The organism is Pandoraea sp. PE-S2T-3, assembly GCF_002179965.1.
GTDB lineage: Bacteria > Pseudomonadota > Gammaproteobacteria > Burkholderiales > Burkholderiaceae > Pandoraea.
The window spans coordinates 437,912-459,879 of sequence record NZ_NGUQ01000035.1; the positions used below are offsets into that span (position 1 = coordinate 437,912).

The following is a 21,968-nucleotide window of genomic DNA, read 5'->3' on the forward strand; positions in this document are numbered from 1 at the left end:
GGTCTGTCTCAGCCGTCAGGTATGCGTTATGTCGTCGCGTCGTTTGTTGTCGCGTTCGGTTACTTCTTCGCGAACAGCGTGCGCGCCAGAATGTTCAGGAACAGCACACCAAGGGTGATGATGAACACGCCTGCCCAGGCAAGCGCCTGCCACTCCGCAAACGGGCTCATGGCAAATTTGAAGATGGTGACCGGCAGGTTGGCCATCGGCTGGTTCAGGTTCAGCGACCAGAACTGATTCGAGAGCGCCGTGAACAGCAGCGGTGCAGTCTCGCCGGCGATACGCGCCACGGCCAGCAACACGCCCGTCACGATACCGGCCATCGACGCCTTCAACGTGATCTTCACGATAATGCGCCACTTCGGCGTACCCAGTGCGAAGGCCGCTTCACGCAGGTTGTTCGGCACCAGCTTGAGCATGTTCTCGGTCGTGCGAATCACGATCGGCACTTGCAGCAGCGCGAGCGCGATGATGCCGGCCCATGCCGAGAAGTGACCCATCTGCGCGACCACCAGAGCGTAGACGAACAAGCCGATCACGATCGACGGCGCCGACAGCAGAATGTCGTTGATGAAGCGCGTGATGCTTGCCAGCCACGACTTCTGGCCGTATTCCGCCAGATACACACCGGCCAGAATGCCCAGCGGCGTGCCGATGAGCGTAGCCACGCCGACCATGATCAGGCTGCCGGCGATGGCGTTGGCAAGCCCCCCGCCCGCCGTATTCGGCGGCGGCGTCATTTCGGTGAACAGCGACAGCGACAGGCCGCCGATGCCCAGCGAGAGCGTGGTGTAGAGAATCCACAGCAGCCAGAGCAGGCCGAAGGCCATCGCCGCGAGCGACATCGCGATCGCGAAGACGTTTTTGCGGCGGCGGTAGGCTTGCAGCCGCACGCGGGTAAAGGCGTCGGTAGGCTTCACGTCGGGCGTTTCCAATTCGAGCGCTTGTTGGGTCATTTATTTACCTTCGCCCTTTTCGAGGCGCAGCAGCATGAGCTTGGACAGCGCCAGCACCACAAAGGTGATGAAGAACAGAATCAGGCCGAGTTCCATCAAGGCCGCGGTATGCAGACCCGGGCCGGCTTCGGCGAATTCGTTGGCGAGTGCCGAGGTAATGCTGTTCCCCGGCGAGTACAGCGAAACGTTATCGAGCAGGTTCGTGTTACCGATCACGAACGTGACGGCCATGGTCTCGCCGAGCGCGCGGCCCAGACCGAGCATGACGCCGCCGATGACACCCGTCTTCGTGAAGGGCAGCACCACGCGCCACATCACTTCCCACGTGGTGCAGCCGATACCGTAGGCCGATTCCTTGAGCAGCACGGGCGTCACTTCGAACACGTCGCGCATGACCGAGGCGACGTACGGAATGATCATGATCGCGAGGATCACGCCGGCCGGCAGGATACCGATGCCCAGCGGCGGGCCCTGAAACAACGCGCCGATCACCGGCACGTTGCCAAGCAGGCCTTGCAGCGGCTTCTGGAAGTACTGGCTGAAGATCGGAGCGAAAACCAGCAGACCCCACATCCCGTAGACGATGCTCGGAATAGCGGCCAGCAGCTCGATGGCGGTGCCCAGCGGGCGACGCAGCCATACGGGCGAGAGTTCAGTGAGAAACAGCGCAATGCCGAAACTGACCGGCACAGCGATAAGAAGCGCGATGATCGACGTCACGATCGTGCCGTAGATCGGCACCAGTGCCCCGAACTGTTCAGCAGGGGGATCCCATTCTTTCGTCCACAGGAACGCAAAACCGAACTTCTGGATGGACGGCAGTGCGCTCACGATGAGCGACACAATGATTCCGCCCAGCAGGAGCAGCGTGATAACGGCGGCGGCGCGGGCGATCAGTGCGAAAAGGATGTCGCCAGCGGAAGACGGAGCCCGCTGCGTAGCGGCGCCCGGCGTTGCGAGGGGGCTGGTGGCTTCTGCCATGATGTCGTCTCTTTCGTGAGACGCGCCGCCAGCCGTTGCCGGATCAACCATCAGGCGGCGGCGCGGGCGGCGCGGATAAAGCAGGTCTGGAGCACCGTGCTACGCCGCAAAGCGTGGCACGGTGCCGGGCAGGCGTCTTAGATGCCAGCCTTGTTGGCCGAATCGGCCACCTTTGCCTTCCAGCCGGCGCGGATTTGCTTCAGGACATCTTCCGGCAGCGGAATGTAGTCCAGTTCCGTCGCGGTCTGGTTGCCGTTCTTGAACGACCAGTCGAAGAACTTCAGCACTTCGGCGCTTTGCGCTTCCTTGCCGGCGTCAGCCTTCTGGTGCAGCAGAACGAACGTGGCAGCCACGATCGGCCACGACTTTTCGCCCGGCTCGTTCGTCAGGATCTGGTAGAACGTCTTCGACCATTCGGCGTGACCGGCAGCCGTCTTGAACGTTTCGGCGTTCGGCTCGACAACCTTGCCAGCGGCGTTGGTCAGGGCCGTGTACGTCAGCTTGTTCTGCTTGGCGTAAGCCGATTCCACGTAGCCGATAGCGCCCGGCAGACGTTGCACGAAGGCGGCGACGCCGTCGTTGCCCTTACCGCCCGTACCCGTCGGCCAGTTCACCGTCGTGCCTTCGCCAACCTTGCTCTTCCATTCGGCGTTGACCTTCGACAGGTAGTTCGTGAACACGAAGCTCGTGCCCGAACCGTCGGCGCGGCGAACCACAGCGATGTCGGTATCCGGCAGCTTGACCTTCGGGTTCAGCTTGGCGATGGCCGGGTCGTTCCACTTCTTGATCTTGCCCAGGTAGATGTCGCCGAGCAGTTCACCCGACAGCACCAGCTCGCCCGGCTTCACGCCCGGAACGTTGATCACCGGCACGATGCCGCCAACCACCGTCGGGAACTGGAACAGGCCTTGCTTGGCCAGCTCTTCGTCCGTCAGCGGGGCGTCAGAACCGGCGAAATCGACGGTCTTGGCTTGAATTTGCTTGATGCCGCCCGAGGAACCGATACCTTGATAGTTGACCTTGTTCGAGGTCGCCTTCTGGTACGAATCGGCCCACTTCGTGTAGATAGGGGCCGCGAACGTGCTGCCGGCGCCGGTAATCTCGCCCGCAATTGCGCCAGCGGCGAACAGTGCGCCAGCCAGGCCGGCAATCGCAGTCTTCATCAGCTTCATGGATTTCTCCGAGTGGTGTGTACAGCGTGTGGATGGCTCGAAGAATAGAGTCCGAATGTGACAATCATGTGTCATTTCCGGATATTCACCATCTGACTGTCATCTCACCGCCCCGGGAATGTCACATTCGACACAGTGCGCGGTGTCGATGGCATTTTCGTGAAACCCAATATCGGCGCGGCTTTCGGAGCTTTCCTAAGACAATGTATCGCGATTTACGAGGGGGTGGAGGGAATGTGGCATTACCGTGACACTGTCGGAATTGGTCTTACGACGGACGGCAGGCTGTCACAAATGTGACAGTGAGGGGGAGCATTCCCGGCATAGGAAGGTTGGTGCTGCCGCTGCCGTCATCGGCGCCGATATCCGGTGCCGATGACGGTGACGGTGACAATCACGCTGTGTTCAGGAACCGCGAGAGCTCGCCGTTCAGCGGAAGATTTCGGACTTAAGCCGCACCCTTCACGACATTGGCCAGATGCTGAGCGAACGACGTCGCTTGCGACTCGTCGCGAGCTTCGACCATCACACGCAACACCGGCTCGGTGCCCGATGCACGAATCAATACGCGCCCCGAGTCGCCCAGCTTTGCCTCGATGGCATCGCGCTCGGCGGCCAGACGCGTATCGGCCGTCCAGTCGTAGCCGACCGGCGTACGCACGTTGATCATGTGCTGCGGGAACAGGCGTACGCCTTCGAGCAGCTTCGCCAGCGGTTTGTTGTCGGCGCGGCGAATGGCGGCGAGAACTTGCAATGCCGAGACGATACCGTCACCGGTCGTGTGCTTGTCGAGGCACAGAATGTGACCCGAGCCTTCCGCGCCGATCTGCCAGCCGTGTTTATAGAGTTGCTCAAGCACGTAGCGATCACCGACTTTGGCCCGCACGAACGGCACGCCAAGGCCCTTCAGCGCCACTTCCACGGCCATGTTCGTCATCAACGTACCCACGGCACCCGGCACAGTGCCGTGCTCCAGACGGTCCTTGACGAGCAGGTAGAGCAACTCGTCGCCGTTATAAAGGCGGCCGGCGCCGTCGACGATCTGCACACGGTCCGCGTCGCCGTCCAGCGCGACACCGATATCGGCATGATTGGCACGCACCGCGCGCATGAGCGCATCGGGCGAGGTTGCGCCGCAGTCTTCATTGATGTTGAAGCCATTCGGCTGATTGCCGATGGCAATGACTTCCGCGCCCAGTTCGTGGAACACGTGCGGGGCGATGTGATAGGCCGCACCGTTCGCGCAATCGACCACGATCTTCACACCGCGCAAGTCGAACTCGTTCGGGAACGTGCTCTTGCAGAATTCGATGTAACGTCCGGCGGCGTCGTCCAGTCGACGGGCCTTGCCCAGTTGCTCGGAGCGCACGCAGCTCATCGGGTTGTCGAGTTCGGCCTCGATTTGCAGCTCGGTCTCGTCCGGCAGCTTGTTGCCGTTTGCCGAGAAGAACTTGATGCCGTTGTCGTGATACGGATTGTGCGAAGCACTGATCACCACACCGGCGGCGAGACGCAACGCGCGGGTGAGATAAGCCACAGCCGGCGTGGGCATCGGCCCGGCCATCATCGTGTCGACGCCCGCGGCAGCAAAGCCCGCTTCCAGTGCCGCTTCCAGCATATAGCCCGAAACACGCGTGTCCTTGCCGATCAGCACAGTGGGGCGGCCCAGTAGCTGGTTGCCGGCCAGCACGCGGCCTGCGGCATACCCCAATCGAAGCACGAACTCCGGCGTAATGGGCCCCTCGCCCACCGTACCGCGAATCCCGTCGGTGCCAAAATAGCGTCGTTTCATCGTTGCGTCATTCCCTGTTGGCGCGTCACGACCGTGGAAGGTCCTGCCGCGCGCTTCGTTCCTATTGCTTTCGTTGTGTACGATTTTCGTCGTCGGGCGAGGTTTGCGCTAGCTGACATTTTTGACCAAAGACGTCCCAGTCACGTCCCCTCGCCGCTGCCGCTTGCCGTTTGCGGGCCGCATTCGCCAACTGCTCGCCGGCGACGGATCCAGCCGGTCCGCGATATTACTCGGCGTCGCGTACGGCGTGCCACACCTTAAGCGCGTCGACGGTTTCCGCCACATCGTGAACACGCACGATCGCTGCGCCGCGATCGGCGGCGCACATCGCGGCGGCCACGCTCGCCACCTGACGCTCCATCGGGGTCTCACGGCCGGTGATCTCACCCAGCATGCGCTTGCGCGACATGCCGACCAACAGGGGCAAGCCGTCGCGAGAGAGCACCCGCAGGTGCTTGAGCAAGGCGAGATTATGCGCAAGATTCTTGCCGAAACCGAATCCCGGATCGAGATACAGACGTTCCGGCGCAACACCTGCGGACATCATGGCGTCGACGCGACCGTCGAGAAAGGCCGCCACTTCGGTCACGACGTCGGTGTAGATCGGTGCATCCTGCATGGTTTTCGGGTCGTGCAGCATATGCATGATGCACAGCGCCGCTTCGCTATCGCGTACGGCGTCGACGGCACCCGGCTTCTGGAAACCCCAGATGTCGTTGATCATGTCCGCACCGGCGGCCAGCACCGCGCGCATCACACCGGGCTTGTACGTGTCGACGGAGAGCGGCACGCCGCAGTCACGCAGGGCCTCCACGATCGGGACGACACGGTCAAGCTCGGCGGCCTCCGGCAACGCCTCGGCGCCCGGACGTGTGGACTCTCCGCCGATATCGAGAATGTTCACACCCTCGGCAATCAACTGCTCGGCATGCCGCAGTGCTGCGTCACGGCCGGCAAACTTGCCGCCGTCGGAGAACGAGTCGGGCGTGACATTGAGAATGCCCATGACATGCACACGCCGCGCATCGAGTCGAAATCGCGGCCCCAGGGCCAGCGTGTCGGGCTTCGCGGGCGGCGTAGTGTCACCGGCGACGGCGAACGTCATGTCGTCGGACGGGGGAACGGAAGATGTCAGCGGCTCGGTGGACATTCGGAAACTCTTGGCTCTGTAGGACCTTATCGTGTATGGCCGTAATGTTACCGGATTCACTTCGTGTATCGACCACGGAAACACTCGGTAACACGGAATTTCAGAATTCCTGACATCCCTTCATCGGACAAGTCTTCGGACACTTCATCAGACGATCGCCGCGGGTGCCAAAGCAAAAAGGCCGGCAATTTGCCGGCCTTTTTGCTGGGTACTTCCTGAACCGCTATCGGTCAACTCGCCGAATGGCGACCGTCTCAGACGGTTGCCGGCGTGTTGCTCGGCTTGAGCGGCGGATTGCCACCCGATGCGCCACCGCTCGACGGACCATTCTTCGGGGGACGCGGCGGGCGCCCTTCCATGATGTCCTTGACCTGTTCCGCGTCGATCGTTTCCCAGTCCATCAGGGCTTGGGTCATCGTTTCGACCTTGTCGCGGTTGTCTTCCAGCAGTTTGCGGGCCAGTGCGTATTGTTCGTCCAGAATGCGGCGAACTTCCGCGTCGACCTTCTGCTGCGTGGCTTCCGACACCGACTTGGCCGACATCCGGCCAAACATCGAGTCCTGCTCGGTGTCGACGTAGACCATCGGGCCCAGGGCGTCGGACATACCGTAACGGGTTACCATGTCGCGAGCCAGCTTGGTGGCGCGCTCGAAGTCGTTCGAAGCGCCCGTCGACATCTTGTTCAGGAACACTTCTTCCGCTGCACGACCGCCGAACAGCATGGCGATCTGCACGAGCATCGTGTCGCGATACTCCGAGTATTTGTCGTGCTCCGGCAACTGCATCGTCACGCCCAGCGCCCAGCCGCGCGGAATGATCGTCACCTTGTGCACCGGATCGGCGCCCGGCAGCGACATCGCCACCACTGCGTGACCCGACTCGTGGTAAGCCGTTGCCCTGCGCTCTTCGTCGCGCATGACAGCCGACTTGCGCTCCGGACCCATGAAAATCTTGTCCTTCGCGTCTTCGAAGTCGAGCATCTCGACGATGCGCTTGTTACGGCGCGCGGCAAACAGCGCGGCTTCGTTCACGAGGTTGGCCAGATCGGCGCCCGACATGCCCGGCGTGCCACGTGCGATCACCGAAGCGTCGACGTCGTTCGAGATCGGCACCTTGCGCAGGTGCACCTTCAGGATCTGCTCACGGCCGCGGATATCCGGCAGACCGACGTAGACCTGACGGTCGAAACGGCCCGGACGCAGCAACGCCTTGTCCAGCACGTCCGAACGGTTCGTCGCGGCAATCACGATGACGCCCGAGTTGGCTTCGAAGCCGTCCATTTCGACGAGCATCTGGTTCAACGTCTGTTCGCGTTCGTCGTTACCGCCGCCCATACCGGCGCCACGATGACGGCCGACCGCGTCGATTTCGTCGATGAACACGATACACGGCGACTGCTTCTTGGCGTTTTCGAACATGTCGCGGACACGGGCAGCGCCCACGCCGACGAACATTTCAACGAAGTCCGAACCGGAAATGCTGAAGAACGGCACCTTCGCTTCGCCGGCAATGGCGCGCGCGAGCAACGTCTTACCGGTCCCCGGCGGGCCAACCAGCAGCACGCCGCGCGGAATACGACCGCCCAACTTCTGGAATTTCTGAGGATCTTTCAGGAAGTCGACCAGTTCGCCGACTTCATATTTGGCTTCGTCGCAACCGGCGACGTCCGCAAATGTGACCGGATTGGCGTTTTCATCGATGAGACGCGCGCGGGATTTGCCGAAGGAGAAGGCACCGCCCTTACCGCCGCCCTGCATCTGTCGCATCATGAAGAACCAGAAGCCGATGATCAGCAGCGTTGGTCCGAGGTAATACAGTGCGGACATGAGCACGTTCGGCTCGTCGTCGGCTTTACCCGACACTTGCACGCCGTACTTCATGAGATCGCCCACCATCCAGATGTCGCCCGGCGACACGATGGTGTATTTCTGGCCGTCGCTCGGCGTCACCTGAAGGCTACGCCCTTGCACTATCACGTTCTTGATCTTGCCGTTCTTGGCATCGTCCATGAACTGGGAGTACGTCACGCCCTCCTGGACGTGCGGCTTGTCGAACTGTTTAAAAACAGTAAACAAGACCAGCGCGATGACTAACCACACCGCCGCTTTGGAAAACATATTATTGTTCAAAGCGTTGCTCCTTCATGAAATCGCTTCGCGCCAGGAATTCATTCTAATCCACTCGCAGGCGCACCGCCATAGTGATTCTTTACCGCCACCATAGCGCCAGAGCGCTGGTTTGACGGGCATCAAGCCGGATTTTTCAAACCCCGACCCAGAATGAAAGTTTCGGAAGATTTGTCGCGAGACGCCTTGGGCTTGCGCGGCGCCACGGTTTTGAACTGGCGTTTGAATTTTTCGACAATCTGGCTATAGCCGCTGCCGTGGAAACATTTGACCAGTAACGCCCCTTCCGGTTTCAAGTGCCGTTGAGAGAAATCCAGCGCCAGATCACAAAGATGCTCGATCCGCGCCGCATCTGCCACCGCGACACCTGACAAATTGGGGGCCATGTCGGAAAGTACAAGGTCCACTTTCCGGCCCCCGACGATTTCTTCGAGCTGTTCGAGCACGCTGTCCTCGCGGAAATCGCCTTGCAGGAACGTCACATCGGCAATCGGCTCCATCGGGAGGATGTCCAGCGCGACGATCGTGCCGTCGATACCGCCGTCGGCCCGCTTACCTGCTGCGAGCTTGTTGCGGGCGTACTGGCTCCAGCTGCCAGGGGTTGCGCCAAGGTCGACAATCACGTGGCCCGGCTTGATCAGCCGGTCCTGTTCATCGATTTCCTTAAGCTTGTACGCTGCGCGGGCCCGATAGCCCTCTCGCTGCGCCATTTTGACGTAGGGATCGTTGATGTGATCGTGCAGCCAGGCGTGGCTGAAACGGTTTTTTGCCATAATTCTTCAAAAACACTGCGAATTTGCAGGATAATACGCCCTTGCGCGCCCAAAATGCTGAGTCGGACTTGCCAGTGGCAGGTGCTCCGGTGATCGCTCCCAGGCGCATTCCTCTTCGTTTGTCTCGTTTGTCTCTCGTCTGTCTTCTATGTCTGCTTTGACCCTGACCCCGGCGCAACGCGCCGACCTGCGCTCCGCCGCCCATGCGCTGAACCCTGTCGTTCTGATCGGCGCCGACGGCTTGACGCCAGCGGTGCTCAAGGAAATCGACGGCGCCCTGAAGGCCCACGAACTGATCAAGGTACGTGTCTTCGGTGACGAACGCGACGCACGCATCGCCATTTACGAAACCATTTGCGACCAACTCGGTGCAGCGCCGGTACAACACATCGGCAAACTGCTCGTGGTGTATCGCCCGACCCCGGACGAAGATGAAACCCCGGTGCGCGCACGCTCCGGCGGTAGCGGCACTACCGTCAAGGGTCGCGCACCGCGCACCGTGACGGTCGTCAAGAACAGCCCGCACTCCGGTCGCCGCCCCGCCGTCAAGAAGATGACCGTGCGCGGTAACGAGCGCATGACGGCTGGTGGTATCGTCAAGAAAGCCAAGAAACGTCAGACGAGCGTCAAGCGTCAACGCAACGACTGATCCGGACCATTCCGGATCGAAGCGGATTTCAGCCCGCTTCGCGTCTGACCGGGACGGTGGTTCGTTCTCACGATTCCGACCGCTCCTAAGACAACGCGCCCGCACAATGTCGGGCGCGTTTTTTATTGGGCAACGACCACGGTCAATCGACTGGATTGCCCGCTCTCGCCGCCTGCGGCATTTAGCCGCGCACCGGTTGGCGCCAGATCAGCACCACACCCAGCAAGCTTTGCAACAGATAGATGACGCTGGAAATACCATGCAGCATGCCGAAACGTGCTGCATACGGCGATTGCCCGATCTCGACGCCCGTGGCTTCGGCCGCCGCACGCAATTGCGCCATAAACGGCTGCAACGCAAACGAGCTGATCAGCACACAGACCATCATCGCCACCGCCAGCCAACGCAGGCCGCGATAACGGCGCGCGGCTTGTTCGTCGGCCGTGCGCGCCACGAGGGCAGTGGCCAGCCAGACCAGCAACACACCGCAAACCAGGCTCAGCCACGCCTGCGTGTGAAACAGTCGACCTGCCACCGTGCCGGCCACCATGCGTGACTCAAGCACGGCGAACAGCGTGGGCGCGACAATGTAGCCGATCGCCCATTGGCTGCCGCACCAGACGGTCGCCACCAACCGGAACAGTCGTTCCAGTCGTGGTGCTCCGCCGGCCGACGCCACGCCGGTCGTCATATCAGACGTAACGGACATCGATGATCTCGTACTCACGCACGCCGCTCGGGGCCTGCACTTCGGCCACGTCGCCTGCATGCTTGCCAATGAGCGCACGCGCGATCGGCGAACTCACCGAAATTTTGCCGTGGTCGATGTCGGCTTCGTCGTCGCCGACGATTTGATACAGCACCGTGCCGCCGTTATCGAGATCTTCGAGTTCGACCGTTGCGGCGAAGACCACACGGCCTTCGGCATCAAGCGCCGCCGGATCGATGATCTGCGCGGCAGACAGCTTCGATTCGAGGTCCTGAATGCGGCCTTCGATGAAACCCTGCTTTTCCTTGGCGGCGTCGTATTCGGCATTTTCCGACAGATCGCCTTGCGCACGGGCTTCCGAGATCGCAATGATCACAGCCGGACGTTCGATGGTCTTCAGGCGGTGCAGCTCATCCTTGAGCAGCTCGGCGCCCCGCTTGGTCAGAGGAATGGTACTCATGCGCGTTGTTCCGAAAGACAAAAAAATTGCCGCAGCAAAGCCGCATTCGCACTTTTTGCGAACGCCGCTTGACCGCGGCTGTGACACCTATATGGCGTTAGTGTAGCAGAGTTGCCGTAGCTGCCAATCCAGTCACGCGTCGAAGTTCGACAGGTGACGAATCGCGCGGCAATCCGCACCACATAATGCATTTGGCGCGTAGGCCGGGGATGGGTTCCCCGGTCTACGCGCCATTTTTGCGACTTCCCCCGGCGCAGCGTGAACCGCGCCGGAGATCCGCCCTGTTACCTTGCCCCGATCAGGCCTGGGCCGGCAGCAGCGCGTGCAGGCTTTGCAGGTCGTAGACCTCCAGATTCTGCAAGTACTTCAGGCCTTCCACGGCAGCACGGGCACCCGAGATCGTCGTGTAATACGTGACCTTGTGCGCCTGCGCCGACATACGGATCGAGCGCGAATCGGCAATGGCCGTGCGGGTTTCGTCCACCGTGGTGAACACCAGCGCGATCTCGCCGTTCTTGATCATGTCGACAATGTGCGGACGGCCGTCCTTCACCTTGTTGACCACGCGCACCGGGATACCGGCGGCTTCGATCGCGGCAGCCGTACCGCGTGTTGCCACGATCGGGTAGTCGAGCGCGTGCAGCATGCGGGCCACTTCGACGGCGCGCGGCTTGTCCGCATCCTTCACCGTGAGCAGCACCGTGCCCGAGGCCGGCAGACGCGAGCCCGCGGCCAGTTGTGACTTGAAGAGCGCTTCGCCGAACGTGCGGCCCACGCCCATCACTTCACCCGTCGAGCGCATTTCCGGTCCAAGCACCGGGTCGACGCCCGGGAACTTCACGAACGGGAACACGGCTTCCTTCACGCTGAAGTACGGCGGCGAGACTTCGCTCGTCACACGTTGTTCCTTGAGCGTCTGGCCGACCATCGCACGCGCGGCGATCTTGGCCAGTTGGCGGCCGGTCGCCTTCGAGACGTACGGCACCGTACGCGAGGCACGCGGGTTCACTTCGAGCACGTAGATCGTGTCGACGCCGTTGCCCTGCTGAATCGCGAACTGCACGTTCATCAGGCCGACCACGTTCAGCGCGTGGGCCATCGCGGCCGTTTGACGCTTGAGTTCAGCGACCGTTTCGGCCGACAGCGAGTACGGCGGCAGTGAGCAAGCCGAGTCACCGGAGTGCACGCCGGCTTGTTCGATGTGCTCCATCACGCCGCCGATGTAGACGTCCGTGCCGTCGGAGATGCAGTCGACGTCGCATTCGATAGCGTCGTCGAGGAAGCGGTCGAGCAGCACCGGGCTGTCGTGGCTCACCTTGACGGCCTCGCGCATGTAGCGCTCGAGGTCACGCGGCTCGTGGACGATTTCCATCGCGCGGCCACCCAGCACGTACGACGGGCGCACCACCAGCGGGTAGCCGATCTCGGCGGCCAGCTTGAGCGCTTCGTCTTCCGCACGAGCAGTGCGGTTCGGCGGCTGACGCAGGCCCAGATCGTGCAGCAGCTTCTGGAAGCGCTCGCGGTCTTCGGCCGCGTCGATCATGTCGGGGCTGGTGCCGACGATGGGCACACCGTTCGCTTCGAGATCGAGCGCGAGCTTGAGCGGGGTCTGACCGCCGTACTGCACGATCACGCCGACCGGCTTTTCGAGGTCGACGATTTCGAGCACGTCTTCGAGCGTCACCGGCTCGAAGTACAGACGATCCGACGTGTCGTAGTCCGTCGACACCGTTTCCGGGTTGCAGTTGACCATGATGGTTTCGTAACCATCGTCGCGCAACGCCAGCGCGGCGTGCACGCAGCAGTAGTCGAACTCGATACCCTGACCGATACGGTTCGGGCCGCCGCCGAGCACCATGACCTTCTTCTTGTTGGTCGGCTGGGCTTCGCACTCTTCCTCGTAGGTCGAGTACATGTAAGCGGTGTTGGTCGCGAATTCGGCCGCACAGGTGTCCACGCGCTTGTAGACCGGACGCACGTTCTGGGCGATACGCGCCTTGCGAACGGCGGTCTGGTCGGTGCCGAGCAGCTTGGCCAGACGGCGATCCGAGAAGCCGCTTTGCTTCAGGAAGCGCAGTTCTTCGGTCGTCAGGCTCTCGAGCGTACGGCCGCCGAGTGCCTTTTCCTTCTTGATGATGGCTTCGAGTTGCGCGAGGAACCACGGGTCGATCGCGGTCTCGGCGTACACCTCTTCGAGGCTCATGCCCAGACGGAATGCGTCGCCGACGTACCAGATACGGTCCGGGCCCGGCTCGCCGATTTCGGCCACGATCTCGTCGCGGTCGGTCGACTTTTCGTCCAGACCGTCCACGCCGACTTCCAGACCGCGCATGGCCTTCTGGAACGATTCCTGGAAGGTACGGCCAATCGCCATCACTTCGCCGACCGACTTCATCTGCGTCGTCAGGCGGGCATCGGCTTCACGGAATTTCTCGAACGCGAAACGCGGCACCTTCGTCACGACGTAGTCGATCGTCGGTTCGAACGAGGCCGGCGTGGCGCCGCCCGTAATGTCGTTGCGCAGTTCATCGAGCGTGTAGCCGACCGCCAGCTTGGCGGCGATCTTGGCGATCGGGAAGCCGGTGGCTTTCGATGCGAGGGCCGACGAGCGCGACACGCGCGGGTTCATTTCGATGACGACCATACGGCCGTCCTTCGGGTTGATCGAGAACTGGACGTTCGAGCCGCCCGTCTCCACGCCGATTTCGCGCAGCACTGCCAGCGATGCGTTACGCAGCAGCTGGTATTCCTTGTCGGTCAGCGTCTGGGCCGGTGCAACCGTGATCGAGTCACCGGTGTGCACGCCCATCGGGTCGAGGTTTTCGATCGAGCAAACGATGATGCAGTTGTCGGCGCGGTCGCGCACGACTTCCATCTCGTATTCCTTCCAGCCGAGCAGCGACTCTTCGATGAGCAGTTCGCGCGTGGGCGAGAGGTCGAGACCGCGCTTGCAGATCTCTTCGAATTCTTCACGGTTGTAGGCAATACCACCGCCCGAGCCGCCCAGCGTGAACGACGGGCGAATCACCATCGGGTAGCCGCTGCCGCCGATCTCGGCGGTGATCTGCGCTTGCACGGCGAGCGCGTCTTCCATCGAGTGGGCGATGCCCGACTTGGCCGAACCGAGACCGATCTTGGTCATCGCGTCCTTGAACTTCAGACGGTCTTCAGCCTTGTCGATGGCTTCCGGCGAGGCGCCGATCAGCTCGACCTTGTACTTGTCGAGCACGCCATGCTTGTGCAGATCGAGCGCGCAGTTCAGCGCGGTCTGGCCGCCCATGGTCGGCAGAATGGCATCCGGGCGCTCCTTGGCGATGATGCGCTCGACGACTTCCCAGGTGATCGGTTCGATGTAGGTCACATCGGCCGTATCCGGGTCGGTCATGATCGTCGCCGGGTTGCTGTTGATCAGGATGACCTTGTAGCCTTCCTCGCGCAGCGCCTTGCAGGCCTGTGCGCCGGAATAATCGAACTCGCATGCCTGACCGATGATGATCGGGCCGGCGCCGATGATGAGGATGCTCTTGATGTCTGTGCGCTTTGGCATAACGTTCTCAACAAAAATTTAACTCAGCGTCGCGGTCGCGAGCTTCACACCGAAGCCGACGAACAGCGCGCCCACGCCGCCGGTCGCCCCGGCGCTCAACCGGCGACGTCGCCGGAAGTGCTCGGCCAGACGGGAACCGGCCAGGATCAGCGTGCTCAGGTACAGGAAACTACAGGTCTGCACGATCACGCCCAGCACTGCAAAGGACAGCGCCGGCCAGGCGTAGCCCGGATCGACAAACTGGATGAAAAACGACACGCAGAACAGGATCGCCTTCGGATTGAGCAGGCTGATAACCAGTGCCCGCCGGAACGGCCGGTCGGCATCCACCTGCTTCGGCGGCAACGCCGGTGCCGCGGGGTTCTCGCGCGCAGCACGGATGTTCTTCACCGCGCCGCGCAGCATGTTGAAGCCCATCCAGCACAGGTAGGCGGCGCCGAAGTACTTCACCACGAAGAACAGTGCCGGCTGGGCGTGCAGCAGCGACGCGACGCCTGCGGCCGCGAGGGCCATCAGGATCGTGTCACCGAGGAACACCCCGCAGGCGCCCGCGTAGCCTTGCCGAACGCCGCGCTGGGCGGCGACCGAGAGGACATAGATCGAATTCGGCCCCGGCAGCAGAATGACCACCACCACCCCGGCCAGATAGGTCCAGAGGTTGACGATGCCGAGTGAGTTTCCGAGCATGGTGCGTGTTTCCTGATCCGTTCGTCGCGCTCAGGCGGCTTGTTTCGCGTCGGCCATCGACTGCACGAAGCGGTCGAACAGATAGCCGATGTCGTGCGGGCCCGGCGAGGCTTCCGGGTGACCCTGGAAGCAGAATGCCGGGCGATCCGTCAGTTCGAAGCCTTGCAGCGTGCCATCGAACAGCGACACGTGCGAGACGCGTGCGTTGTCCGGCAGGCTGTTTGCGTCGACTGCGAAACCGTGGTTCTGCGAGGTGATCACCACGCGGCCCGACGCCAAGTCCTTCACCGGATGGTTCGCGCCGTGGTGGCCGGTCTTCATCTTGAGGGTCTTCGCACCGACGGCCAGGCCCATGATCTGGTGGCCGAGGCAGATGCCGAACGTCGGGATGCGGCGCTCGAGGAACGTCTTCGTGGCGGCGATGGCGTAATCGCACGGTTCCGGATCGCCGGGGCCGTTCGAGAGGAACACGCCGTCCGGGTTCAGGGCGAACACGTCGTCAGCCGTGCTTTGGGCCGGCAGCACCGTGACCTTGCAGCCGCGCTCGGCGAGCATGCGCAGAATGTTGCGCTTGACGCCGTAGTCGAGGGCGACCACATGGAACTGCGGGTCTTTTTGCTCGCCGTAGCCTTCGCCCAGACGCCATTCCGTCTGCGTCCAGGAGTAACGCTCGGTCGTCGAGACGACCTTGGCGAGATCCATCCCGGCGAGACCCGGGAACGACTGGGCGAGCGCGATGGCCTTGCCTTCGTCGGCTTCTTCACCGGCGAGGATGCAGCCGTTCTGCGCACCCTTCTCGCGCAGAATGCGGGTGAGTCGGCGCGTGTCGATACCGGCGATGGCAACGACGCCTTCGTCTTTCAGATATTGCGACAGGGTTTTGTCGGCGCGGAAATTCGATTCGAGGATCGGAAGATCCTTGATGATCAGGCCGGCGGCATGGACTTTCGTGGCTTCGACGTCTTCACTGTTGACGCCCGTGTTGCCGATGTGCGGATACGTCAACGTGACGATCTGGCGCGCATAGCTGGGGTCGGTGAGGATTTCCTGATAGCCGGTGATGGCCGTGTTGAACACGACTTCGCCGATGGTGTGACCGGCAGCGCCAATGGCGTACCCACGAAAGACCGTGCCGTCAGCGAGCGCGAGAATAGCGGGTGGGAATGACGGCAGCACGGGAAACTCCTGAAGGGTTCACCCCGGCTGCCAGCCCCATCGTCCGCCGCGATGACATCAGCGCGGGCACCGGAATTGCGCGGAATATGCGCACAGCGGATGCTCGGACTGCGGACGAGATGTCAGGCGGGTAGGCGCTAGGGTGAGGGTTAAATGACCAAAACCCTCAAAGTATAGCGCAAATCCCTTTCATCTCAAAGCTGAACGTGTGGAGCACCAGTACGCTCTGCGTTCTCCCTGGGGGCAAGGCCGCCAGCGGACGAATACGCAGAGGGGATAGGGAAGTGAATGCCCGCCCGCTGGGCCGCCAGCACGATATGGCGCTCCATCGCGGCCCCTGCGGCGGCGCCATCGCGGCGTCGCAGGGCGTCGAGGATCTCCATGTGTTCATGATAGGTAGAAAGCACGAGTTCGCGCTGATAGAACGGCAGGCGCTGGCTTTCCATGACGATTTCGGTGCTGCCGCGCAGGATGTCGGCAATGGCGCCGTTTCCGGCGAGTCCGACGATGCGCAGATGGAACGCGAAATCGAGCTGCGCCGCCGTATCCACGTCCCCTTCGATGAGGGCAGCCTTCATTTCGTCGACGTTGTCGGTGAGCCATGCCATCTCATCGGCGCCGGCGGCGTGGGCGGCCAGCCGGGCGGCAAAGCCTTCGAGCGCGTAGCGAAGTTGATACGTGTCGGCGAGCGAGATCTGGTCGGCGAAGCGCCAGGCCACGCCGACGCGGGCCGAGGCGTCGCTCACGTACACGCCCTTGCCGGGGCGGATGGAGACCATACCGAGGGCTTCGAGCGTCGAGAGGGCTTCGCGCAGCGAGGCGCGGCTGATCGACAGTTCTTCGGCGAGTTGGCGTTGCGACGGCAACATCGCGCCGGTCGGATAGACCTGACGCTCAATGCGCTCGCGGATGATGGCGACGGCAGCGTCGGTTACGGCGTGTGCCGAATGCTTCATGAGGCCTCACAAGTCGTGCGGGAATTCCGCGAAATACGCGCGGATCAGTATGGCGCATTGTACGACGCCAAATATCGGCGGATGCAGCGCCCTCCCATGGGCTGCAAGCGCCACCTGCCGGGCCCGCTGCGCGCCTGCCTCCCGGTTGCCTCCGGCCTGCCCGACCGCCCTCTCTGCCGCCACCAACCCTGCGCCCTTGGTTACCCTCGCGGCCGCCCGCGCGCCAGCGCCGTGTGCGCATGATGTTCCGGATGGTCGCCGAGCAGGCGCCGCACCACGCCGTTCGTCCAGCCGAAGCCATCTTGCAGCGGATACTCCCCGCCCCCGCCGCCACAAGCGCACATCGCGTCGCTCGTGTGCAGCGAGTACTTTTCCACTAGCTTGCTCTCCCGCGTGTAAAGCGCCCCGACCGTCGCCAGCCAGCGATGGGCGATCTCTGTGGCCAGCCGATTCTCGCCGTACTTGCGCAGGCCATGAATGGCGATCCATTGCAGCGGCGCCCAGCCGTTGGGCGGGTCCCATTGCTGAAGGCTTGAGGTTTGCATTGATGCCTCTGAAGTGCGGAGCCCGCCCGCCGCGATCAGGCGATCGGCCATCGCGCGTGCCGTGCGATGGGCCTCTTCACGCGAAGCCATGCCGACAAACAATGGCGCGGCGATCGCCGCCGTCAATTGCCGACGAATCTCCCCGAACTGCCAGTCGTAGTCCATGAACGCGCCGTCGTCGTCACTCCAGAGAAAGCGCGTCATCGCACGTCGGCGCGCTTCGGCACGCGCGGCAAACGCCAGCGCTTGCTGCGCGTCACCGGCCGCTTCACTCAGTCGTGCGATCTGCCGCTCCGTCGCGAAGAGAAAGCTATTCAGATCGACCGGCAGAATCGCCGTCGTGCGAATCGTAGAGAGATCGTTCGCGTCGCCGAGCCAGCGCGAACTGAAATCCCAGCCCGACGCTGCCCCGGCGCGCAGATCGCGATACACCTCCCCCGCATTACGCGCGGGGGCATGCAGCGCCGTATTGACGTCTTCGAGATAGCCCTCCTCGCGCGGCGTATCGCGTTCATCCCAATAGCGATTGAGCAGTGCGCCGTCGGGCAGACGCACCAGATGACGGAACGCGTCACCGGCAGCGAGCGATTCCTCCCCCTCCATCCAGTAGGCGTGCTCACGCAGCAGATGCTGCAAATAGCGGACCGCACGCGCCACGCCGTGCGACTCGAAGAGCTCGATCATCAGACCGTACATCGCGGGCTGCGACCGGCTCAGGTAGTACGTACGGTTGCCGTTCGGCACGTGACCATACGTATCGATGAGAAACGAGAAGTTGTCGGCCATATTCACGAGCAGGTCGTGGCGTCCGCTTTGCGCGAGGCCGAGCATCGTGAAATAGGAGTCCCAGTAATAGAGTTCGTGAAAGCGTCCGCCGGGCACCACGTAGGACTGCGGCAACGGCAGCAGCGAACTGTCGGCCGGGTGCGCTTGCGGCAGCCGGGTCAGCACATCCCAGAGGCCATCGATATGGGCGACCAGCCCTTGCCCCGGGTCCGACACATAGTGGCTGTCGGGAATGCGCTCCATCGTGAAGTGCCCGGAAACGAACGCCGGGAGATCGAAGCCCGGGCGGCTGGCGTCCTCGCGATAACGCCGGAGAACCTCCTCTGGCGCCAGTCTCGGCACACAGTCCACGAACGTCTTGCTGTCGGGGAAGATGCGCTGCGTCTGCACGGCGACAAACAACTCCTGATACCGGTCCGCCGGGGTGAGCACGTCCGAGGGCGCGACATGCGCGACTTCCGGCGTCATGCCCCCTTGCGAAAGCGTACGTTGCGCGGTGTCGGTCATGGTCATTGCTCCGAATAATTCCAGAGCAGACCGCCGTCGACGAACACCGTCGTCCCCGTCACGTAACTGGCTTCCGGCGACGCGAGAAACAGCACGGCGTTAGCCACTTCACTCGGATCGGCAAGACGGCCCAGCGGAATGTTGGCGAGCAGCGCGTCGAGTTCCGATTTGTTCTTGAGCAGTTGCTGATTGATCGCCGTGCCGACCGCGCCGGGCGCGACGTTATTGACCGTAATGCCGAGCGGCGCGAGTTCGATGGCGAGATTGCGCATCATCATCTTCATGCCGCCTTTACTGGCGCAGTAGCTGGTGAAGTGGGGAAACGGCAACTCTTCGTGCACCGAGCTGACATTGACGATGCGCCCGCCGCGCTTCGTATCGCGCAGGTGCTTAACAAACGCCTGCGTCAGAAAGAACGCGCCTTTCAGATTGATGTCCAGCACGAGGTCGTAGTCGGCTTCCGTCACGTCCAGAAAGGCGGCGCGACGCTCCACCCCAGCGTTATTGACCAGCACATCGAGCCGCCCCATCTGCTCAACCGCCTTCGCCACGACCGCCTGAACATCCGCCACGCGCCCCACGTCACCGGCGATCACGCAGCCATCGCTACCGGCCTTGCGTACCGCATCCAGCGTCTGCTCTGCCATCGCGCTGTCCTGCCGGTCTTCCACCACGATGCGCGCGCCTTCCTGTGCCAGCCGGATGGCGATAGCGCGCCCGATACCTTGCGCGCTGCCTGTGACGAGTACCACCGTGTCTTTCATTCGCATGGCGTCTCCCTGACCTGTGTTTGCGACTTGTTGGGGATACCCAGTGCGACCCCATGCCGGAAACCGAAGTTCCGGCCGTCATCCCCGGGAAACCGTGCGGGGTTCAGCCTGCGAAACGCACGTACCCCGGGCCGGACGCGGCCCTAGGGTATCCCCTCAGCGCGTGCGCCTTGACCGCCACATATTGACTTTCTAATATTCGCCATAACACCACTGGTCAGACCGGTATGACTTGTAACGATAAACTGGCTGATGGTGAGGAAAGCGCCGTACCGCAGAGCCCCCGAAAGAGCAATCCGTCGAAGTAGAGATCAACAAAATCCGCAAGATCTACGCAGGCAGAGGAGACACACCATGCCCAGGCTGTTCCGTTCGTTGTTTGGCCGAGTCGTCATCGCGTTGGTAGTAGGCGTGGCACTCGGCATCTGGTTTCCGCAGTTGGGCGAGTCCTTGCGTCCGTTGGGCGATGGCTTCCTCAAGCTCATCAAGATGGTCATTGGCCCCATCGTCTTTTGCGTGGTCGTCAGCGGTATGGCGAGCGCGGGCGATTTGCGCAAAGTGGGCCGCGTCGGCGTGAAGGCCGTCGTGTACTTCGAGATCATCACCACCTTTGCGCTGGTGATCGGTGCCGTGCTGGCGTGGGTGACGCGTCCGGGTGTCGGCATGAACATCGACATTCGCAGCCTCGACCCGAGCGCGATGGCGACGTACACCGAGAACGCCAAGAGTCTCAAAGACACCGCCGGCTTCTTGTTGAACATCATTCCCAACACGATTACCGACGCATTCGCCAAGGGCGACATCCTGCAAATTCTCGTCTTCTCCGTGATGTTCGGCTGTGCGCTGGCTGCACTGGGTGAACGGGGCAAGCCGGTCGCGCGTTTCATTGAAGACCTGAGCCACGTGTTCTTCCGCGTGATGGCGTTCATCATCCGTCTGGCGCCGCTGGGCGTGTTGGGTGCCGTCGCCTTCACCACCGGCAAATACGGTGCGTCGTCGCTCAAGCAACTTGGCATGCTCGTCTTCGTGTTCTATCTGAGCTGCGCCGTATTCGTGACCGTGGTGCTGGGCGGCGTGTTGCGTCTGGCGGGCTTCAACATCTTCAAGTTCATCAAGTATTTCCGCGAAGAGTTGTCCATCGTGCTGGGCACGGCGTCGTCCGATGCCGTGTTGCCGACCGTGATGCGCAAGCTCGAGTGGATGGGCATCAAGAAGTCCACCGTGGGTCTGGTCGTGCCGACCGGGTACTCGTTCAACCTTGACGGGTTCTCCATCTACCTGACGCTCGCGGTCATCTTCATTGCGCAGGCCACCAACACGCCGCTGTCGATCCACGATCTGATCCTCGTCGTGCTCGTATCGTTGCTGACGTCCAAGGGCGCGCACGGCATTCCGGGCTCCGCCATTGTGATTCTGGCCGCGACGCTGGCAGCGATTCCGGCCATTCCCGTGATTGGTCTCGTGCTGATTCTGCCGGTCGACTGGTTCGTCGGGATTGCCCGCGCGATCACCAATTTGCTGGGCAACTGCGTGGCGACGCTCGTCGTGGCCGCGTGGGAGAAAGACGTCGACTTTGCGAGAGCGCACCAGGTGCTCAACGGCAACCTGCCGTACGAACCGGTAACGCAAGCGGCGGAAGCCGACGCCGCAGAAGTTGCGCCGGTCATGCAGCACTGATGGCACCGGCACCACTGATGCCATTGATGCCATTGATGCCATTGATGCCATTGATGCATTAGGCAGACGAGTCGCTCAAGTTCGGCTCACACACTTTTGCCGACGCCGCCCCCAAGGCGTCGGCCACTTCATCTGGAGTTCAACGCAACATGGCCCTCGCCCCGCAAGACCCGAACGCACCGGAATTCGTGCGCCGTTACGTCAATCTGGCTGACCCGCGTCTGGGTGCACAGGCACTAGTGGCCAGCGACGAGTTCTTCGCGGCCAAAGAGCGCATGCTCAACCCCGACCCTGCCGTGTTCATCCCCGGCAAGTACGACGACAACGGCAAGTGGATGGACGGTTGGGAGACGCGCCGCAAGCGCGTCAACGGTTACGACTGGTGCATCGTCAAGCTGGCGCGTCCGGGCGTGTTGTTCGGCGTCGATCTCGACACCAGCCACTTCACCGGCAACTTCCCGCCGGCCGCCTCGTTGGAAGGCTGCTACAGCCCCGACGGCGCCCCGGCAGATAACGCCGAGTGGTTCGAACTGCTCGCTTCGACCACGC

At 62.4% G+C, this 21,968-nt stretch carries 17 protein-coding genes and 1 pseudogene; 3 read left to right on the top strand and 15 right to left on the bottom strand.

All coding sequences use genetic code 11. The features are described 5' to 3' along the window. Window positions 1–59: 59 nt before the first annotated feature. The 7 genes from pstA to CDV46_RS22420 all read right to left on the bottom strand — a co-directional run bounded on the left by pstA (window position 60) and on the right by CDV46_RS22420 (window position 8,950). Window positions 60–956, bottom strand: coding sequence for a phosphate ABC transporter permease PstA (pstA, locus tag CDV46_RS22390; RefSeq protein ID WP_058377913.1), 897 nt, complete (start codon window positions 954–956; stop codon window positions 60–62). Further along, window positions 957–1,937 (bottom strand): phosphate ABC transporter permease PstC, encoded by a 981-nt coding sequence (gene pstC, locus CDV46_RS22395; protein WP_087686763.1) that lies wholly within the window; start codon window positions 1,935–1,937, stop codon window positions 957–959. It lies immediately after the preceding gene. Between the two features lie 137 nt (window positions 1,938–2,074). Continuing rightward, window positions 2,075–3,109 carry a phosphate ABC transporter substrate-binding protein PstS gene (gene pstS / locus CDV46_RS22400; protein ID WP_058377911.1) on the bottom strand — a complete coding sequence of 345 codons (1,035 nt, stop codon included), beginning with the start codon at window positions 3,107–3,109 and terminating at the stop codon, window positions 2,075–2,077. A 448-nt stretch (window positions 3,110–3,557) separates the two neighbouring features. Then, window positions 3,558–4,901: a phosphoglucosamine mutase gene (gene glmM, locus CDV46_RS22405; protein WP_087686762.1), complete on the bottom strand. Its 1,344-nt coding sequence runs from the start codon at window positions 4,899–4,901 to the stop codon at window positions 3,558–3,560. 226 nt (window positions 4,902–5,127) lie between these two features. Next, window positions 5,128–6,051 (bottom strand): dihydropteroate synthase, encoded by a 924-nt coding sequence (gene folP / locus CDV46_RS22410; protein WP_441339352.1) that lies wholly within the window; start codon window positions 6,049–6,051, stop codon window positions 5,128–5,130. A 254-nt stretch (window positions 6,052–6,305) separates the two neighbouring features. After that, entirely contained in the window at window positions 6,306–8,180 is a 1,875-nt protein-coding gene (gene ftsH, locus CDV46_RS22415) for an ATP-dependent zinc metalloprotease FtsH (RefSeq protein ID WP_087686761.1), read from the bottom strand. 119 nt (window positions 8,181–8,299) lie between these two features. Beyond that, the gene (locus CDV46_RS22420) at window positions 8,300–8,950 is read right to left on the bottom strand and encodes an RlmE family RNA methyltransferase (RefSeq protein ID WP_087686760.1); all 651 of its coding nucleotides are present in this window, start codon (window positions 8,948–8,950) and stop codon (window positions 8,300–8,302) included. A 148-nt stretch (window positions 8,951–9,098) separates the two neighbouring features. Here CDV46_RS22420 and CDV46_RS22425 point away from each other — a divergent pair, with 148 nt between their 5' ends. Beyond that, window positions 9,099–9,599, top strand: coding sequence for a YhbY family RNA-binding protein (locus tag CDV46_RS22425; protein ID WP_087686759.1), 501 nt, complete (start codon window positions 9,099–9,101; stop codon window positions 9,597–9,599). A gap of 181 nt (window positions 9,600–9,780) precedes the next feature. On the opposite strand, the gene CDV46_RS22430 is transcribed toward CDV46_RS22425, so the two are convergent. The 8 genes from CDV46_RS22430 to CDV46_RS22465 all read right to left on the bottom strand — a co-directional run bounded on the left by CDV46_RS22430 (window position 9,781) and on the right by CDV46_RS22465 (window position 19,742). Continuing rightward, entirely contained in the window at window positions 9,781–10,308 is a 528-nt protein-coding gene (locus CDV46_RS22430; RefSeq protein WP_087725055.1) for a DUF4149 domain-containing protein, read from the bottom strand. Then, window positions 10,292–10,768, bottom strand: coding sequence for a transcription elongation factor GreA (gene greA / locus CDV46_RS22435; protein WP_087686757.1), 477 nt, complete (start codon window positions 10,766–10,768; stop codon window positions 10,292–10,294). Before greA ends, CDV46_RS22430 begins: the two co-directional genes overlap by 17 nt. Window positions 10,769–11,066: 298 nt before the next feature. Continuing rightward, complete coding sequence (carB, locus tag CDV46_RS22440) at window positions 11,067–14,315, bottom strand: carbamoyl-phosphate synthase large subunit (RefSeq protein WP_087725057.1); 3,249 nt, start codon at window positions 14,313–14,315, stop codon at window positions 11,067–11,069. A gap of 18 nt (window positions 14,316–14,333) precedes the next feature. After that, window positions 14,334–15,002, bottom strand: a complete 669-nt coding sequence (gene leuE, locus CDV46_RS22445) for a leucine efflux protein LeuE (RefSeq protein ID WP_058377903.1) — start codon at window positions 15,000–15,002, stop codon at window positions 14,334–14,336. A gap of 30 nt (window positions 15,003–15,032) precedes the next feature. Further along, entirely contained in the window at window positions 15,033–16,178 is a 1,146-nt protein-coding gene (gene carA / locus CDV46_RS22450) for a glutamine-hydrolyzing carbamoyl-phosphate synthase small subunit (protein ID WP_087686754.1), read from the bottom strand. A 194-nt stretch (window positions 16,179–16,372) separates the two neighbouring features. After that, complete coding sequence (locus CDV46_RS22455) at window positions 16,373–17,134, bottom strand: FadR/GntR family transcriptional regulator (RefSeq protein ID WP_087725059.1); 762 nt, start codon at window positions 17,132–17,134, stop codon at window positions 16,373–16,375. Window positions 17,135–17,334: 200 nt separating this feature from the next. Further along, window positions 17,335–18,972 (bottom strand): alpha,alpha-trehalase TreF, encoded by a 1,638-nt coding sequence (gene treF / locus CDV46_RS22460; RefSeq protein ID WP_254916160.1) that lies wholly within the window; start codon window positions 18,970–18,972, stop codon window positions 17,335–17,337. Between the two features lie 2 nt (window positions 18,973–18,974). Then, window positions 18,975–19,742, bottom strand: coding sequence for an SDR family NAD(P)-dependent oxidoreductase (locus CDV46_RS22465; RefSeq protein WP_087686751.1), 768 nt, complete (start codon window positions 19,740–19,742; stop codon window positions 18,975–18,977). 354 nt (window positions 19,743–20,096) lie between these two features. On the opposite strand from CDV46_RS22465, the gene CDV46_RS22470 reads away from it, so the two are divergent. Together CDV46_RS22470 and CDV46_RS22475 are read left to right on the top strand one after the other, a co-directional pair. Next, window positions 20,097–21,419 carry a C4-dicarboxylate transporter DctA gene (locus CDV46_RS22470; protein ID WP_087686750.1) on the top strand — a complete coding sequence of 441 codons (1,323 nt, stop codon included), beginning with the start codon at window positions 20,097–20,099 and terminating at the stop codon, window positions 21,417–21,419. 149 nt (window positions 21,420–21,568) lie between these two features. Next, window positions 21,569–21,968: pseudogene (locus CDV46_RS22475) on the top strand (allantoicase); the annotation flags it as partial.

Excerpts from the sequence above, each read along its gene's own strand:
- CDV46_RS22430 (WP_087725055.1), bottom strand. The coding sequence starts at position 10,308 with ATGTCCGTTACGTCTGATATGACGACCGGCGTGGCGTCGGCCGGCGGA.
- pstA (WP_058377913.1), bottom strand. The coding sequence starts at position 956 with ATGACCCAACAAGCGCTCGAATTGGAAACGCCCGACGTGAAGCCTACC.
- CDV46_RS22465 (WP_087686751.1), bottom strand. The coding sequence starts at position 19,742 with ATGCGAATGAAAGACACGGTGGTACTCGTCACAGGCAGCGCGCAAGGT.
- carB (WP_087725057.1), bottom strand. The coding sequence starts at position 14,315 with ATGCCAAAGCGCACAGACATCAAGAGCATCCTCATCATCGGCGCCGGC.
- glmM (WP_087686762.1), bottom strand. The coding sequence starts at position 4,901 with ATGAAACGACGCTATTTTGGCACCGACGGGATTCGCGGTACGGTGGGC.
- treF (WP_254916160.1), bottom strand. The coding sequence starts at position 18,972 with ATGACCGACACCGCGCAACGTACGCTTTCGCAAGGGGGCATGACGCCG.
- CDV46_RS22470 (WP_087686750.1), top strand. The coding sequence starts at position 20,097 with ATGCCCAGGCTGTTCCGTTCGTTGTTTGGCCGAGTCGTCATCGCGTTG.
- greA (WP_087686757.1), bottom strand. The coding sequence starts at position 10,768 with ATGAGTACCATTCCTCTGACCAAGCGGGGCGCCGAGCTGCTCAAGGAT.
- CDV46_RS22420 (WP_087686760.1), bottom strand. The coding sequence starts at position 8,950 with ATGGCAAAAAACCGTTTCAGCCACGCCTGGCTGCACGATCACATCAAC.
- pstC (WP_087686763.1), bottom strand. The coding sequence starts at position 1,937 with ATGGCAGAAGCCACCAGCCCCCTCGCAACGCCGGGCGCCGCTACGCAG.
- CDV46_RS22425 (WP_087686759.1), top strand. The coding sequence starts at position 9,099 with ATGTCTGCTTTGACCCTGACCCCGGCGCAACGCGCCGACCTGCGCTCC.
- folP (WP_441339352.1), bottom strand. The coding sequence starts at position 6,051 with ATGTCCACCGAGCCGCTGACATCTTCCGTTCCCCCGTCCGACGACATG.
- pstS (WP_058377911.1), bottom strand. The coding sequence starts at position 3,109 with ATGAAGCTGATGAAGACTGCGATTGCCGGCCTGGCTGGCGCACTGTTC.
- leuE (WP_058377903.1), bottom strand. The coding sequence starts at position 15,002 with ATGCTCGGAAACTCACTCGGCATCGTCAACCTCTGGACCTATCTGGCC.
- CDV46_RS22455 (WP_087725059.1), bottom strand. The coding sequence starts at position 17,134 with ATGAAGCATTCGGCACACGCCGTAACCGACGCTGCCGTCGCCATCATC.